Raw genomic sequence first — 15464 nt, 5'->3', positions numbered from 1 at the left:
CCGCGCCAAAGCGATTTCCCGCCGCCATGTCCGCCGCGTCAGGCGGCCCGGTCGAGGAGTCGCGAGACTTCCGCTGCAAGATCAGCGGATTCGAAAGGTTTGCGCAGCACCGGCAGGTCAGGCGGGATCGGGATCGCCTCGGCATGGCCGGTGACGATCAGCACGGGCACGTCGGACCAGCGCGCCCGCACGATCTCGGCGAACTCCACGCCGGTCATGCCCGGCATCGCCAGATCGGCGACGACGAGGTCGAAGGTCCCCTGTTCCATCAGCGACAGGGCGGTGGAGCCGTCGCTGGCCTCGCGCTCGCTGTAGCCGAAGCTCGACAGGAACGAGGCCGTCACGTGCCGGACCTCCGGGTCGTCGTCGACGACGAGGATGCGTGCCGCTCGGGCGGCGGGCAGCGCGGCGCCCGGCGTCGCCACCTCGTCGAGATCTGTGGCTTCGACCCGCGGTAAGATAATCTGAACGCGGGTGCCTTCACCCGGTGCACTCTCGATGCGCAGCCGCCCGTGGGATTGCTGGGCGAGGCCGAAGACCATGGCGAGTCCGAGGCCCGTCCCCTGGCCCACCGCCTTGGTGGTGAAGAATGGTTCGCAGACCCGCGCGAGGATCTCCGGGGCGATGCCACTGCCTGCATCGCTGATCTCGACGGACAAATAGGCGCCGGCCGGCAAGTCCGGATCGTCGTCCAGCGCGAAGCTGCGGGTTGCAACGACGATGCGGCCACCTTCCGGCATGGCGTCGCGGGCATTGATGCAGAGGTTGAGGATCGCGAGTTCGAGTTGGTCCGGATCGACGCAGGCGGCCGGTGCCTCGGGGGCGAGGATCGTCTCGACGGTGACGAGACCGCCGAGGCTGCCCGCCAGCAGATCATGCATCCCGGTGATGAGTCCGTTCACGTCGACGGCGCGGGGGCGCAGGTCGCGGGAGCGGCTGAAGCTGAGGAGGCGCTTGGTCAGGGAGGCGCCGCGCTGGGCCGCCTGCATCGCGTTGCCGACGAGGCGCTGGACCCGTGGCTGGTCGGCGACCTTCGGCGCCACGAGTTCGAGGCTGCCGAGGATCGCCATCAGCAGGTTGTTGAAGTCGTGGGCGATGCCGCCGGCCAGGGTCCCCAGCGCCTGCATCTTGTCCGACTGCCGAAGGCGCGCCTCCAGGGACTTCTGGTCGGTGACGTCGCGCTCGATGGTGGCAAGGTGGGTGATCTCGCCCCCCGCGTCGCGGATCGGCACGCGGGTCACGTGGCGCCAGCGCTCGGCTCCGGTCGCCCCCTCGGCGACCAGGCTGTCGCTCGGCTCGCCGGCGGCGATCACGGCGGCATCCGCCCTGCGGATGGCGGCGCCGTCGCCCAGGATCGCATCCTCGGTGCGTCCGAGGCAGCCGGCGACGTCTCCACCGAGACCCGCGGCCTTGCGGGCGTTGAGGCGCACGAAGCGCCCCTCCGCATCCTTGAAGGAGATCGCATCCTCGGCATTGTCCAGGAGGCCGCGCAGCAGCGCCCGCTCCGTCGAGAGGTCCCGTCCGAGCTGATGCCGCTCGAAGGCTTGGCGCACGGTGTTGCGCAGCAGGTTCGCATCCCAGGGCTTGGTGGCGTAGCCGGTAATGCCGCCCTGGTTCAGGGCCGCCACCACCGCGCTCATGTCGGCGTAGCCGGTGAGCAGGATGGCCTGGGCGTCGTGAACCTTGCGTGCCTCGGCCAGCATGGCGTCGCCAGTCATGCCCGGCATGCGCTGATCCGAGAGGATCACGGCGATGTCCGGGTTGCCGGCCAGGATCTGCAGCGCCTCGGCCGGCTTCGTCGTGGTGAGAACGCGGTACTGGTCCTCGAAGAGGTCCTCGAGGGCGATGAGGATGTCGGGTTCGTCGTCGACGGCGAGGATCGTGCCCTGTGACATGCTCAACCCGTCTGCCGTGGGATGCCGATGACGAAACAGGCCCCACCTCCGGGAGCGGCCTCGACGCTGAGCGTGCCGCTATGCGCCTGCACGACACTGTAGGCAATCGCGAGGCCGAGGCCTGTGCCGGACCCGACGGGTTTCGTAGTGAAGAACGGCTCGAAGATCTTCTCGCGCAGCGTCTCGGGGATGCCGGGGCCGGTGTCGCTGATCCGGATGATGTCGGTGTCGGGGAGGCCGCGGGTCTCGATGGTGATGGTGCCGGACTCGGGCATCGCGTCCGCGGCATTGCCGAGGATGTTCATGACGACCTGGTTCAGGAGGGCAGGCGTGCAATGGATCTCCGGCCGGCCCGAGAAATCCCGCAGCACCGCGATCCGGTCGCCGAGCTTGTGCTGGATCAAGGCGAGCACCGTCTCGATCGCCTCGGGCACGTGGACCAGGGTGCGCTCGCCCTCGTCGAGGCGGGAGAACTTGCGCAGGTTGAGGACGAGGTCCTGGATGCGAGTCAGGCCCATGCGCATCGCCCCGACCCGGTCGCCGCACTTCCTGAGCCGGCGCGGGCTGTCGGGCGAATCCGGCGCCGCAGCGACCTCGCCGAGGATGCGCTCCACCGTGCCCTGGTGAGCGAGGATGAAGGCGAGGGGGTTGTTGATCTCGTGGGCGATGCCAGCCACCAGTTCGCCGAGGGAGGCCATCTTTGCCGCCTGGACGAGCTTGGCCTGCGCGTCGGTGAGCTTGCGGTTAGCGGTGGCGAGGTCCGCGTTGGCCTGCTCCAGAGCCCCAGCCAGGGCAGCACGTGCCTCCGCCGCCTCGGCCTCGGCCCGGGCCCGTTCCAGGGCCCGCTCACGGGCGCCAAATTCGCCCGCGATGCGGCGATTGTCCTCTTCCAAGAGCTTGCGGCGCACGAGGCTGCGCACCCGCATCACCAGGATCTCGCCGTCGGATTTCGAGACCACGTCATCGGCGCCCGCGGCGAAGGCCTCCACCAGGAAGTCCTTGGCCGGGTTGGAGCCGGCGATGCCGACCACTTGAAAGGTGGGGGCGCCGGCCTCCCGGCCCGCGAGTCCGGCGTTGCGGTGGTCGCTGATCGCCCGGCAGAGGGCGAGGCCGTCATAGGTCGTGGCGAGGAGGTCGATCGTCACGCAGTCGAAGGCAGCGCCCTCTGCCTCCAGAGCCGCGATGGCGGCCGCGTGGCTGTCGGCGGTGGTGACCTCCTGCCCCTCGTGGGCGAGGAGCCCGGCGAGGAAAGTCCGGTAGGTGGCGCTGGCATCGACCACGAGGACCCGCCCCCGGCGGAAGGCGGAGACACCGGGCCCGTCGCTGCCGCCCATGCGCTCGCGCAGGAGAGCCCGGATGCGCAGCACGAGGAGGTCGCGATCGGCGGATTTCGCCACGTAGGCATCGGCACCGCTCTCCAGGCCCTGGCGCTCGCCGTCGCGGGCGCCGGTGAGCATCAGGAGGGGGAGGGCGCGGGTGCGGAGCGAGAGCCGGAGCTGGCGGGCGAACTCGTCGCCGTTCATGCCGGGAAGATGATGGTCCGCCACCACGAGATCGGGCAGGCGGGTGTTGAGATGGTCGAGGGCCGCCTCGGCGGTGGCGCAGCGCTCGACCGCGAAACCCTTCGACTCGAGCAGCAGCCGCAGTTCCAGGGCCTGGGTCTCGGAATCCTCGACGAGGAGGAGGCGGGGCGGGATGGCCTCGGTCACGGCGCGGCCTCTGCGACGCGGGCGAGATGGGCGGCGATCCGGTCCAGGGGCAGCACGGTCCCGGCGGCCGCGAGGCGGATCGCGGCGGCCGGCATGCCGAACACCACTGCGGTGCTCTCGTCCTCGGCGACGGTGAGCCCTCCGGCCCGGCGCATGTCGAGGAGGCCGAGGGCTCCGTCCTCGCCCATCCCGGTGAGCAGGACGCCGATGCCGCGGGCCCCGGCATACCGGGCGACTGAGCGGAACAATGCGGTGGCGGCCGGGCGCTGGCCACCCACGGGAGCGGCATCGGTGATGCGCAGGTGGCCACCGCCGCCGAGTTCCAGGTGCCGGTCCCCCGGCGCCACGTAGACGCGGCCAGCCTCGGCCCGCTCACCCTCGCGGGCCAGGGAGACCGGCAGCCCGACGACCCCGTTCAGCCAAGTGGCGAACCCCTCCATGAAGGCGGGACCCATGTGTTGGACGACCAGAACCGGAATGGGGAAACTTGCCGGCAGCGCTCCAATGACCCGGGCGAGGGCCGGCGGCCCACCGGTCGATGCGGCGATGGCCAGGACGCTGGCGGATTCGGGCACCTTGAGGGCGGCGGCCAACGGCGGCGGCGCAGCGACGCGACCGGCCCATTCCGAGCCGATCGGCCGGCGCCGGATCACCGGCACGGCGGCCATAATGCGCAGCTGCGTGCAGATCTCGCTGGCAGCGGCGTCGTAGCCGGCATTGGTGGTGGCCACCGGCTTCTCCACCACTGAAAGCGCCCCGGCCCGCAGGGCGTTCATTGAGATGCGCAGAGAGGAATCCTCGATCGCGTCAGCGATGACCACGATCGGGGTCGGGCGCTCGGCCATGATCCGCCGCGTCGTCTCCAGGCCATCGATTCCCGGCAAACGGATGTCCATCGAGACGACGTCCGGGCGGACCTGGCCGATCGTCGCCAGCGCCTCCTCGCCGGAGGCCACGGCCGCCACGACTTCCAGTCGCGGATCCCGGCCGACGATATGGATCAGCAGCTGGCGCACCACGAGGGAATCCTCGACCAGCATCACCCGCACCCGCGCGGGCACTCCCGGCGTCGTTCCGTCCCGCTCGTGTCCGGTCACAGCAATTGCCCGATGGTGTCGAGGAGCTTGCGCTGGTCGAAGGTCTGCTTCGTGAGATAGGCGTCCGCCCCGAGGTCGAGGCCGCGGGCCACGTCCTCGGCATCGCCGCGCGAGGTCATCAGGATGATCGGCAGCTGTGCGAAGGCCTCCTCGGCGCGCAGGGCCTTCAGCAATCCGAAGCCGTCGAGCCGTGGCATCTCCACGTCGGCGACGACGAGATCCACGGGTTCGATGCCCGCCCGCAGGCGGTCGAGCGCATCCTGGCCGTCGACACAGACGACGACGCGGTATCCTGCCGCCTCCAAGATACCCTTCTCCAAGGTTCGCGTGGTGATGGAATCATCCACCACGAGGATCGTCGAACGTGGCGCCTGCGCGATCGTTCCGCGGATGCCTGTGGGGTGCGGTGCCGCGGCCGAGCCGGCCTCGCCCGCCCGTGCGACCAGCCCCTCGGCATCAAGGACGAGAGCGGGCCGGTCTCCCGGCAGGATCACGGTTCCGGTGATCAACCGCGGATCGGTCCCGATCGGTGGGGCCGCCAACACCCGCAGGGTGGTCACATCGGACAACGCGTCGACGGCGAGGACACAACGGCGCCCGTTGCCGCGGAGAAGGATCGCCGGGCAGGTGGCGTCGGCCTCCTCTGCGCGGGCCGGCAGCCCGAGAAGGCCCGCCAGGTCCAGCACCGGCACGCTGACGAGGTCTCCGCCGATCTCCACCTGCGCAACGGTGCGACCCATGACCTGCGCGAGGTCGCCGCGCTCCAAGCGCAGCAGACGCTCGGCCGAAGCGCTCGGGAGCGCGTAGGTCATCCCGCCCGCCCGGACGAGGAGCATCGCCCGGCGAGCCGCCGAGAGCGGCAGCGCCATGACGAGCTCAGTCCCGTAGGGGCTCCGCGGCAGGAGGCGAACCGTGCCGCCGAGCCGGCGCGCCGCGTCCGCCACCACCGAGAGACCGATGCCGCGTCCCGAGAGGGTGTCGACGGCGGAGGCGGTGGAGAAGCCGGGTTCGAAGACCAGGGCGAGCAGCGCTTCCGGCCCGGGATCGGCATCGGCCGCGAGCAGGCCCCGGCGCCGGGCGGTTTCGGCGATCGCGGCGAGGTCAGGCCCACGTCCGTCATCGTGGACCCGGACGACCAGGCGCCCCCCCTGGACCTCGACGTCGAGGCCGATCGCCAGGGCATCGGTCTTGCCGAGGCGCCGGCGCGTCTCGGGGGGTTCGGCCCCATGACTCAGGGCATTGCGCAGAGCGTGCAAGACCGGGTCCTTGAGGACCTGGAGCATCCCGCGATCGACCGGCAGGTCGAGGCCGCGCGCGGTCACCGTGATGGCGCGGTCAGCCTCGCGCGCATGGTCGCGCAGGGCCCGCGCGAATCCCCCGAAGGCGGTCTCGGCCGGAACCAGGGCCAGGCGCTCGGCCTCGCCGGCGACCCGCGTCATGGCGCCCTCGATGGAAGACGCGAGGGCGCTGCGAACCCGCGCAAGCTCCGCGGCATCGCGCGCCAGGGCGAGGAGGCCGGTTTCCAGGGCCCGCGCATCGAGGTCCGGCTCCGATCCGCGGGCGCCGCGCCGGCGCTCGGCGAGACGGGCAAGATCGGCAGCCCGGCGACCCAGGCGGGCGATACCGTCAGCCAGAACGGCCTCGCCCCCGAGGGCACTGGCCAGTTCATGCGTGGCCCGTGTCAGCGCTTCGACGGCGTCCGCGGGAACCCGCAGGAGCGTCTGAGCGACGTCGGTGGGCGTCTCGGGCGGTGCGGATTTCGGAGCCGGAGCGGTGGGCGCGGCAGGCTCGGTGGCCGGGGCCGGAGCCGGGGCCAACTCCCGATCCGACTCGTGTGGCGTGGCCGCGCTCGGATCGAGGGCGCGATCCAGGGCCGCGAGGGCATCGGCGGGCATGTCCGGGCCTATCCCATCGGTCAGCCCAGCGACGTAGGCCTCGATCCGGTCGAGGGCGAGGTGGACAGCGGCTGTGGCGGTCTGCGAGAGCCCGACCTCCTGCGCCACCACGCGCTCGAACAGGGTCTCCAGGCGATGGGCGACGGCCTCCACCGCCGGCAGGTCGACGGCCCGGGAGGCGCCCTTCAGGCTGTGCGCCCGCCGGAAGACGTCGTTCCAATCGGGCACGTGCTCGCCGTCCTCGCCCCCGAGGGCGGCGCGGATCGCATCGATGTGCTCGCGGTGCTCGACCTCGAACGCCGCGAGTAGAAGCTGGCGAATGTCCATCCGTCGCCTAAGGCCGCCCCTGGGTTACGGCGAAGTCCGAAGGTCCGGAACTCGCGCGAAGCCATTCGTTCATCATGCATCCCCCGCGAGACCGGAGCGCCCGGAAACGCAGAGCTCCTCTCAGTGCCGGTAGCGCTCGGCGAGCGTCATCAGCGCCTGGGCGAGTTCGGTGAGATTGGCGGAGGCCGCCTCGACCTCCCGGGTACCGGCCGCCGTCTGCTGGCTCGCCTGGCGAATGTTCTGGAGGGCGCCCATCACCTGCTCGATGCCGAGCTGCTGCTGGTTCGTCGAGGCGACGATCTGCTGGAAGGTCTGGACGCTCTCCTCGACCCGGGCGGTAATCTCCTCGATGGTCCGCTGGGTGGTGTCGGAGCGGGCCTTGCCCGTGGCGGCGCGCTTGACCGCCTCCTCGGTGAGCATGACCGAAGTGTTGATGCCGCGCTGGATCTCGCCGAGGATCGTCCGGACCTGCCCGGTGGCCGCCTTGGCCTGGTCGGCCAGGAGCTTCATCTCCGAGGCGACCACCGCGAAGCTGCGCCCACTCTCACCGGCCGCTGCCGCCTCGATGGCGGCGTTCAGCGCCAGGAGGTGGGTGCGCTCCGAGATGTCGTTGACGGTGGTGATGATGTCGCCGATCGCCTGGGTCTTCTCGGAGAGGGCGACGATGTTGCCGGCCACCGCCTCGGCCTGCTCGCGGATCGAGTCCATTGCCCGGGCGGTGTCGGCCACGGCACGCAGGCCGGCCCGGGAGGTCTGGGCCGTCGACTGGGCGGTGGCGATGACCTCGCCGGCCCGCTTGCCGATCTGCGCACCGGAATGCGTGATCTCGTCGACCGTGGCGGCGGTCTCCTGCACGGCGGCGAACTGCTCCTCGACGCTGGCGGCCTGCTCCTGGGCGGAGGCGCGGATCTCGGCCGCCGCCGCGTTGAGGTCGGAGGTCGCGGCCCGGTTGGTCCGGGCGAGATCGGCGAGGCCGGCCACCATGCGGTTCAGGGTGCGCCCGAGACGGCCGATCTCGTCCTTGCCCCGCGCCTCGAGGGTCCCCGAGAGGTCGCCCTCGCCGACCCGCTCCGCGAAGGCCATCACCTCCTCGAGGGGTCGTACCACGGCCCGGCTGATCAGCAGGGTGATGAGGATGCTGAGAACGATGCAGGCACCCAGCGTGAGCAGGATGGAGAGGCGGCTGCGCTCGTAGAGATCGGCGACGCCGCGCTGGCCGGCGGCGATACCCTCGTCGAGGGCGCTGCGGGTGCGCTCGATGTCGCTGAGGAACATGTCCTGGCTTCGGTTCAGCGCGTCGTTGCGGGCCTCGACACCCTCCACGTCCTTGGCGGCGATCAAGGCGAGTTGCGCCTCGCTCGCGCTGCGCAGCTCGCGCAGTTCGCCCACGGCCTCGATGGCGATGGCATTCACCTTGCGCCAAGCGAGACTGCGTTCCTCCGAGACCGACCGGGCCCGGTAGCCGTCCGTCGCGCGCACGAGTTCGGCAAGGATCGCCTCGGCCTCGGTGGCGGACCGGCGCCAGGAGGCCGAACCGTCATCCCGCTCCGGGCCGCCCCGCGCCCGCATCAGCAGCGCGATGATGGCGTTGCGGCGCTGGAGACCCATGTCCCGGGCCTTGTTGGCGAGATCGTCGAGCTGGCGCGCCACCGTGAGGTCGCGGGTGACGATGCCGTCGGTCGTGTCGCGCACCACGCCGATCTGCCCGAGGGCGTAGAAGCCAAGCGCCACGATGACGATGGTGATGGCAACGAAGCCGAGGAGGATGCGTTTTCCGATCGAGATCGACACGAGGGGCTCCAGGCTCCGGGAAATCGACCGAGACTCAGGGCAGGGCACCCCGGGCCTCGGCAGTTCGAGTCGTCTCACCGCCCGAGCGGCGGCGAGGCAGAAACGGTCACGGCAGGCACGGTCACGGCAGGTACCGCCGCAGGAGGCGCGGCAGATCGACGACGACGAACCCGGGTTCCCCATCCGGTCCGGCACCGGGCGGGGCATAGCCCGAAACCGCCTCCGGGCTCAAACCCGCCTCGGACAGGGCCGGAACGTCCGTCGTCTCGGCGATGTCAGCCACACCGAGCACGCGATCGATGGCGAGCGCCACCGGAACGCCCGCGCCCCGCAGCAGGACGACGTGGCCCTCGTCGCTGGCCGCCGCGGCGGCGCGTCCAAGGGCTTGGGCGAGGGCGATCAGGCTGATGACGCGGCCGGAGATGGCGATGAGTCCGAGGATCGCCGCTGGGGCGCCGGGCAGGGGGGTCACCGGCCGGGCCGGCAGCACCTGTGCCACCTGGGCGAGGGCAAGGGCGAAGCGGTCGCCGCCACAGGCACAGACGAGATAGGCCCGCGTCGGTCCGGCAGTCTCCGCCGTTCCCCGTCCACGCCTCGCCAGCAAGCGGGAGCGCTCGGCACGCAGGGCCTGCGTGCGCGCGGCGGAGGCTTCGGCCCGGGTCTGCGTCACGGCCCTTCTCCTGTCACGCCGGCACGGGCAAGGGCGGCGCTGCGCGCGATCTCGTGCGGGCCGAGCCCGTCGCCCTCGGCCACCACCGCATCCGGCGCCAGGGATTGGGCCAGACGGATGGCGTTGTCGAGGGCCCGCGCCGCGTCGGCCCGCCGTCCGAGGCCGATCATCAGCAGGCCGAGCTGGTAATGCGCCATCACGAAAGTGCGGTCGAGGTAAAGCGCGCCCCGCCAGGCCCGCTCGGCCTCGGCCTCGCGCCCGAGGCTGTGGGCGAGGAGGCCATCATAGTAGTGCAGCACGGGATCGGTCGGCGCCGTGCGGATCGCCGCCCGAATCGCCCGCCAGGCCTCCGCGGTCTCACCCGCATCGGCCAGGGCTCGGATGCGGGTCAGATCGTCCGGCCGGACCGTATCGTCCAGGGGCTCGACGGCATCCGCGCCGTGCGGCGCGGGGACGTCGGCCAGGGTGGAGTCCACCAGGGTGGATTTGGACGCGTCGGGCTCGGCCGCCTCCGGGCTCCCGAAGACGGGCACCGGCGGAGCGACCGGGATGGGTTCGGGAATGAATTCCGGGATCCAGGGCGTCGGCGGAGGGACCGGGGGGCTGGCGCCCCGTGGCCGATAGGCGACGGTTCCGGGCAGGTTCACGGGCTCCAGCATCGCCGCGATGGCCGGGTTCGGCTCGGCATGCCCGATCAGGAGCCAGCCCTCGGGCGTCAGGCGCCGGCCGAGGGCGCGCACGATTCCCAGGACGATCTCGGCCTCGAAGTAGATGAGCACGTTGCGACAGAGGATAAGGTCGAACTCCGCCACGGGCGGGGCGGCACGGACGTCGAGGAGGTCCATCAGGTTGCGCCGCTCGAAGCGCACCATCCGGCGGAATTCCGGCCGCAGGGCATAGGTGCCGTCGCGGCCCGGCCCCGCGACGGCCGGGCCCGGCACGAAGTAGCGCAGGCGCTCGCCGGGGGGCAGGGTCCGGAGGGCCCAGCGACCATAGATCCCCGCCCGCGCGGTCTCGAGGGCGGCCGTGCTGATGTCGGTGCCCAGGATCGCGATCCGCCACTCCGGCAGGGCGGTTCCCAGGAGTTCGTGCAGCAGGATGGCGATCGAGTAGGGCTCGGCCCCGGTGGAGCAGCCGGCGCTCCAGACCCGCAGGGTGCGCTCGGAGGCGCGGGCGGCGATCAGCGCGGGCAGGATGGTGGTGCGCAGGGCCGCGAACTGCTCGGCGTAGCGGAAGAAAAAGGTTTCGCCGATGGTGATCTCGGCCTCCAGCGCGGCCCATTCCGGGCCGCCGGTCAGGCGGTCGTCGAGGCAGGCGGCGTAGGCCGTCGCATCCGCGAGCCCGAGCGCCCGGAAGCGCTTGCGCAGGCGGTCAAACAGGAGGTCGTCCTTGTCGGCGTAGTAATGGTGACCGGTGCGGGCGATGATCCGGGCCTTGAGGGCCGGAAAGCCCGGATCGACCTCCGGGCCGGAGCGCGGCGGACGCGTCATGGGTGCTGCATGGCGGGTGCCGGCCGGGTCAGGCGGCCGACAGGGCGGCGAGGCGCTCGGCGGCCGCATCGGTCAGGGCCGACAGGCGCGCCCGTTCCTCCGCCGACAGAAGGTGTGCCAGGCCGAGCACGTGAACCAGCCCGTCATCCCGGGCGATCTCAGCAACGACGCAGCCGTTGAGCGTCCGCTCGGCCGCAACCGGACGCAGCGCCGCGTTCTCGACGGTGATCAGGTCCGCGACGCGGTCGACCAGGAAGCCGGTGCCCCGCGGCGCATCGAGGAGAATGTGCTGGTAGGCGTCGCCGGCATCCCGACGCGCGGCGTTTGTGCTCAGACCGAGAAGCCGGGCAAGGTCGACCACGGGCACTGGGCTGCCCCCGAGATTGAGGAACCCCGCAAGCGGCCCACCCCCGGCCGGCGGGGCGTGCAGGTCCGGCAGCGGCAGCACCTCGCTCACCGACGTCCGCGCGAGCGCGCAGGCGACGCCCGCCACGTCCAAGAGGAGGAAAGCGCTGGTTTCGGACAGGGGCAGGGTCCTCACGGGCGGGATCGGGCGCGATCCGATCCCGGACCTCGCACGTGATAGGACGGCGATGCCGTGCGGGGCAAACACGAATCCGTGCCCCGGCCGAGGTCGCGCCCTCGCGGCGCCGGCCATTCGCCCTAACTTCCGCGAACCCTGTGCGCCTGCGCCCACGGGGCCATGCCGCCTCAGGAGTCTTCGCGTGCCCCGAACCGCCCATCCCCTCCGTGCCGCTGCCCTGACCATCGTCCTTCTGGCAGTTTCCGGAATGGCGCGGGCGGAGGTTCCGGGGGCCGATTGGCTCACGCCGGCCCAGACGAAGCAGGCCCTGAAGAGCGCAGGCTACAGCGAGATCACCAAGCTCGAAGCCGATGACGGCCACTGGGACGGCGAGGGGATCAAGGACGGACGACGCATGCGATTTGATGCGGACCCGAAGACCGGCGCCATTCTGGGGGAAGTTCCGGTCGAGTAATTCGGTCCGCGTCCGGCGCTTGTCGTCTGGGGATGTGCGACGCCTGTACCGGCAAGATCGTGCGTCTCGGCGTTGACCGGTGTCGCCGCCTTCGGTAAGACACGCCTCACGATTTTCGATTCGCCCTGTCGGGCGGACGAACGAGGCGGACGAAGACGCGATGCGTGCTATCCTTATCGTAACGGAAGCGCCACCGACGGGGCGGACCTGACAGCAGGGTCCGCGATCCGAATGGTGGCGCATGCAGGGTCCCTCGGGGCCCTTTTTTATTGCCGCGACGCACCGGACGACACGTACAGCACACAGAGTTTCAAGGAGCAGGACGATGGGCGGCGAGGTCATGACCGGGGCCGAAATGGTCATCCGGGCGTTTCAGGATCAGGGTGTCGACACGTTGTTCGGGTATCCCGGCGGCGCGGTGCTGCCGATCTACGACGCGCTCTTCCACCAGGAGACTCTCAAGCACATCCTGGTGCGCCATGAGCAGGGCGCCGTCCATGCGGCCGAGGGCTATGCGCGCTCATCCGGCAAGGTCGGCTGCGTCCTGGTCACCTCGGGCCCCGGCGCCACCAACATCATCACCGGCCTGACCGACGCGCTGCTCGATTCGATCCCGCTGGTCTGCATCACCGGCCAGGTTCCCACGCACCTGATCGGCACGGACGCCTTCCAGGAGTGCGACACGGTCGGCATCACGCGCCACTGCACGAAGCACAACTACCTGGTCAAATCGATCGACGACCTGCCGCGCATCCTGCACGAGGCGTTCTACGTCGCCGCGAACGGCCGACCCGGCCCGGTCGTCATCGACCTGCCGAAGGACGTGCAGTTCGCGTCCGGCGTCTACGAGCGCCCCACCCAGAACGGCCACAAGACCTACAAGCCGGCCTTCAAGGGCGATGCGGCCCAGATCCAGGCGGCCGTCGAGCTGATGGCCTCGGCCCGCCGGCCGATCCTCTACACCGGCGGCGGCGTCATCAATGCCGGTCCGCACGCCTCGGCCCTGCTGCGCAAGCTCGCCGCCGAGACCGGCTTCCCCGTGACCTCGACCCTGATGGGCCTGGGCGCCTTCCCGGCCTCGGACGAGAAGTTCCTCGGCATGCTCGGCATGCACGGGACGTACGAGGCGAACCTGGCGATGCATGAGTGCGACGTCATGGTCTGCATCGGTGCGCGCTTCGACGACCGCATCACCGGCCGCCTCGACGCCTTCGCGCCGTTCTCGAAGAAGATCCACATCGATATCGATGCGTCCTCGATCAACAAGGTCGTCAAGGTCGATGTCGGGATCGTCGGCGATTGCGGCTCGGTGCTCGAGGACATGCTGTCTGCCTGGACGGCGCTGCCGCGCCAGCCGGACAAGGCCCGCCTAGAGGATTGGTGGACCAAGATCCGCACCTGGAAGGCGCGCGACTGCCTCGCCTACTGGCCGTCGGGCACGATCATCAAGCCGCAATACGCCGTCCAGCGCCTCTACGAGGCCTGCAAGGACCGCGAGACCTACGTCACCACCGAGGTCGGCCAGCACCAGATGTGGGCGGCGCAGTACTTCAAGTTCGACGAGCCGAATCGCTGGATGACCTCCGGCGGCCTCGGCACCATGGGCTACGGCCTGCCGGCGGCCATCGGCACGCAGCTCGCCCACCCTGACGGGCTCGTCATCGACATCGCCGGCGAGGCTTCCATCCTGATGAACATGCAGGAGCTGTCCACGGCGGTTCAGTACCGCCTCCCGGTCAAGATCTTCATCCTGAACAACGAGTACATGGGCATGGTGCGCCAGTGGCAGGAGCTGTTGCACGGCTCGCGCTACTCGCAGAGCTACTCCGAGAGCCTGCCGGACTTCGTGAAGCTGGCCGAGGCCTACGGCGCCAAGGGCATCCGCTGCGAGAAGCCGGGCGACCTCGACGCCGCGATCGCCGAGATGCTCGACTATGACGGCCCCGTCGTCTTCGACTGCGTCGTCGACAAGAAGGAGAACTGCTTCCCGATGATCCCGTCGGGCAAGGCGCACAACGAGATGCTGCTGTCCGACTACCTCGGCGAGACCGGGGTCGAGATCGGGGACGTCATCTCGGAAGAGGGCAAGATGCTGGTCTGAGCCTCCGGACCCATCCTGACACATTCGGACCGGGCGCGGCCGCGCCCGGTCCCTTTCCGATCGGCCCCGCCGGGCCACCCACGACACGCCATCGCAGACGAAGATCCGGGGCACGCCATGAACGCCATGAACACGCACTATCCCGATGCCGGCCGGGTCGAGCCGATCAACCGGCACACCCTGGCCGTCATCGTCGATAACGAGCCCGGCGTGCTCGCCCGGATCTCCGGCATGTTCTCGGGACGGGGCTACAACATCGAGAGCCTGACGGTGTCGGAGACCGAGGTGGCGCGCCACCTCTCCCGCATCACCATCGTCACCGCCGGAACCGACGCGGTGATTCAGCAGATCAAGGCGCAGCTCGACCGCCTCGTGCCTGTGCATCGGGTCGTCGACCTCACACTCCAGGGCAAAGCCCTCGAACGCGAACTCTGTCTCGTCAAGGTGGCGGGCACCGGGGAACACCGCACCGAATCGCTGACCCTCGCGGCGGCCTTCGGCGCCAAGACCCTGGATGCGACCCTGAACTCCTTCGTGTTCGAAGTCACCGGCACCACCGAGGAGATCGATCGCTTCATCAGCCTGATGACGGTGATCGGCCTCGTGGAGATCTCCCGCACCGGCATCGCCGCGATGGGACGCGGCGCCGAGCCGATGTAAATCCCGGCCGCAGACCGCCCCCAGACGGCGGTCTGCGCCGAAGCGAAAGCGTCGAGACAGGGCCCGAACGGGATCGGACGACGGGCGCTTTGTCCCGCCGATCGCCTCGGTGCCGAACTTCGCCCTGTCCCAAGGCCCCGGGACGTTCGCGACCCCGATCGGCATCACCTGCAACGACCCGGAGCTTCTATGACCATCCTCTACTACGCTCCGGGCGCCTGCTCGCTCGCCTCCCACATCGCCCTTGAGGAGACCGGAGCGCCCTACGAGACGGTGCGGCTCGACCTTGCCAAGGGCGACCAGCGGGCGCCCGGCTACCTCGCCGTCAACGAGCGCGGCCGCGTACCGGCCCTCGTAGAGGGCGATTGGGTGCTCACCGAGAACACCGCGATCCTGCGCCACATCGCGCGGATGCACCCTGGAGCCGGCCTCTGGCCGCAGGACCCGCGCGACCAGGCACGGGTCGACGAATGGCTCGGCTGGCTCTCCACGGGCCACCACATCGCCTACGCGCATATCCGCCGGGCCGAACGCTACACGAACGACGAATCGGCCTTCCCCGGCATCCAGGCCAAGGGGGCTGAGACCTGCGGCGACCTGTTCACGATGACCGAGGTCAAGCTCTCCAACGGCGGCTGGGCTCTCGGTGAGACCTACAGCGTCGCGGATCCCTATCTTCTGCTGTTCTGGACCTGGGGTCGGGGTCCGGCGCTGGGCTTCGACATGGCCGAGCGCTTCCCCGCCTGGACGGCCCACGCCCGGGCCATGGCCGCGCGCCCCGCCGTGCAGTCGGTCTTCGCCCGCGAAGGCCTCAAACTGCCCGCGTAGGGT

The 15464-nt window shown here is 70.5% G+C and carries 12 protein-coding genes; 4 read left to right on the top strand and 8 right to left on the bottom strand.

Features of this window, described 5'->3' with window-relative positions; all coding sequences use genetic code 11:
• Positions 1 to 38: 38 nt before the first annotated feature.
• The 8 genes from CRT23_RS14285 to CRT23_RS14250 all read right to left on the bottom strand — a co-directional run bounded on the left by CRT23_RS14285 (position 39) and on the right by CRT23_RS14250 (position 11406).
• The gene (locus tag CRT23_RS14285) at positions 39 to 1895 is read right to left on the bottom strand and encodes a response regulator (protein ID WP_103710247.1); all 1857 of its coding nucleotides are present in this window, start codon (positions 1893 to 1895) and stop codon (positions 39 to 41) included.
• 2 nt (positions 1896 to 1897) lie between these two features.
• Positions 1898 to 3604, bottom strand: coding sequence for a response regulator (locus CRT23_RS14280; protein WP_103710246.1), 1707 nt, complete (start codon positions 3602 to 3604; stop codon positions 1898 to 1900).
• Positions 3601 to 4644 (bottom strand): chemotaxis-specific protein-glutamate methyltransferase CheB, encoded by a 1044-nt coding sequence (gene cheB, locus CRT23_RS14275; RefSeq protein WP_103710245.1) that lies wholly within the window; start codon positions 4642 to 4644, stop codon positions 3601 to 3603. The genes CRT23_RS14280 and cheB overlap by 4 nt, the downstream gene beginning before the upstream one ends.
• Positions 4645 to 4697: 53 nt before the next feature.
• On the bottom strand, positions 4698 to 6923 hold the full coding sequence (locus tag CRT23_RS14270; RefSeq protein WP_103710244.1) for a response regulator: 2226 nt from the start codon (positions 6921 to 6923) through the stop codon (positions 4698 to 4700).
• Between the two features lie 120 nt (positions 6924 to 7043).
• Entirely contained in the window at positions 7044 to 8714 is a 1671-nt protein-coding gene (locus CRT23_RS14265) for a methyl-accepting chemotaxis protein (RefSeq protein WP_055949353.1), read from the bottom strand.
• A gap of 121 nt (positions 8715 to 8835) precedes the next feature.
• The gene (locus tag CRT23_RS14260) at positions 8836 to 9384 is read right to left on the bottom strand and encodes a chemotaxis protein CheW (RefSeq protein ID WP_103710243.1); all 549 of its coding nucleotides are present in this window, start codon (positions 9382 to 9384) and stop codon (positions 8836 to 8838) included.
• Positions 9381 to 10874, bottom strand: coding sequence for a protein-glutamate O-methyltransferase CheR (locus CRT23_RS14255; protein ID WP_103710268.1), 1494 nt, complete (start codon positions 10872 to 10874; stop codon positions 9381 to 9383). The genes CRT23_RS14260 and CRT23_RS14255 overlap by 4 nt, the downstream gene beginning before the upstream one ends.
• 28 nt (positions 10875 to 10902) lie before the next feature.
• Entirely contained in the window at positions 10903 to 11406 is a 504-nt protein-coding gene (locus CRT23_RS14250) for a chemotaxis protein CheW (RefSeq protein WP_245436236.1), read from the bottom strand.
• Positions 11407 to 11599: 193 nt separating this feature from the next.
• Here CRT23_RS14250 and CRT23_RS14245 point away from each other — a divergent pair, with 193 nt between their 5' ends.
• The 4 genes from CRT23_RS14245 (at position 11600) to CRT23_RS14230 (ending at position 15461) form a co-directional block, all read left to right on the top strand.
• The gene (locus tag CRT23_RS14245; protein ID WP_245436229.1) at positions 11600 to 11872 is read left to right on the top strand and encodes a PepSY domain-containing protein; all 273 of its coding nucleotides are present in this window, start codon (positions 11600 to 11602) and stop codon (positions 11870 to 11872) included.
• A gap of 325 nt (positions 11873 to 12197) precedes the next feature.
• Positions 12198 to 13973 (top strand): acetolactate synthase 3 large subunit, encoded by a 1776-nt coding sequence (locus CRT23_RS14240; protein ID WP_103710241.1) that lies wholly within the window; start codon positions 12198 to 12200, stop codon positions 13971 to 13973.
• Between the two features lie 117 nt (positions 13974 to 14090).
• The gene (gene ilvN / locus CRT23_RS14235) at positions 14091 to 14633 is read left to right on the top strand and encodes an acetolactate synthase small subunit (protein WP_055949365.1); all 543 of its coding nucleotides are present in this window, start codon (positions 14091 to 14093) and stop codon (positions 14631 to 14633) included.
• A 189-nt stretch (positions 14634 to 14822) separates the two neighbouring features.
• Positions 14823 to 15461, top strand: a complete 639-nt coding sequence (locus tag CRT23_RS14230; RefSeq protein ID WP_055949368.1) for a glutathione S-transferase family protein — start codon at positions 14823 to 14825, stop codon at positions 15459 to 15461.
• Positions 15462 to 15464: the final 3 nt, after the last annotated feature.

Origin of the sequence: Methylobacterium sp. V23 (assembly GCF_002917135.1) — a bacterium.
GTDB lineage: Bacteria > Pseudomonadota > Alphaproteobacteria > Rhizobiales > Beijerinckiaceae > Methylobacterium.
The sequence above is the reverse complement of the archived record's forward strand: the minus strand, read 5'-3'. Positions and strand labels throughout refer to the sequence as shown.

What these genes read in the sequence shown, in the direction of transcription:
- CRT23_RS14285 (WP_103710247.1), bottom strand. Translation starts at nt 1,895, where the DNA reads ATGTCACAGGGCACGATCCTCGCCGTCGACGACGAACCCGACATCCTC.
- cheB (WP_103710245.1), bottom strand. Translation starts at nt 4,644, where the DNA reads ATGCTGGTCGAGGATTCCCTCGTGGTGCGCCAGCTGCTGATCCATATC.
- CRT23_RS14270 (WP_103710244.1), bottom strand. Translation starts at nt 6,923, where the DNA reads ATGGACATTCGCCAGCTTCTACTCGCGGCGTTCGAGGTCGAGCACCGC.
- CRT23_RS14255 (WP_103710268.1), bottom strand. Translation starts at nt 10,874, where the DNA reads ATGACGCGTCCGCCGCGCTCCGGCCCGGAGGTCGATCCGGGCTTTCCG.
- CRT23_RS14240 (WP_103710241.1), top strand. Translation starts at nt 12,198, where the DNA reads ATGGGCGGCGAGGTCATGACCGGGGCCGAAATGGTCATCCGGGCGTTT.
- ilvN (WP_055949365.1), top strand. Translation starts at nt 14,091, where the DNA reads ATGAACGCCATGAACACGCACTATCCCGATGCCGGCCGGGTCGAGCCG.
- CRT23_RS14230 (WP_055949368.1), top strand. Translation starts at nt 14,823, where the DNA reads ATGACCATCCTCTACTACGCTCCGGGCGCCTGCTCGCTCGCCTCCCAC.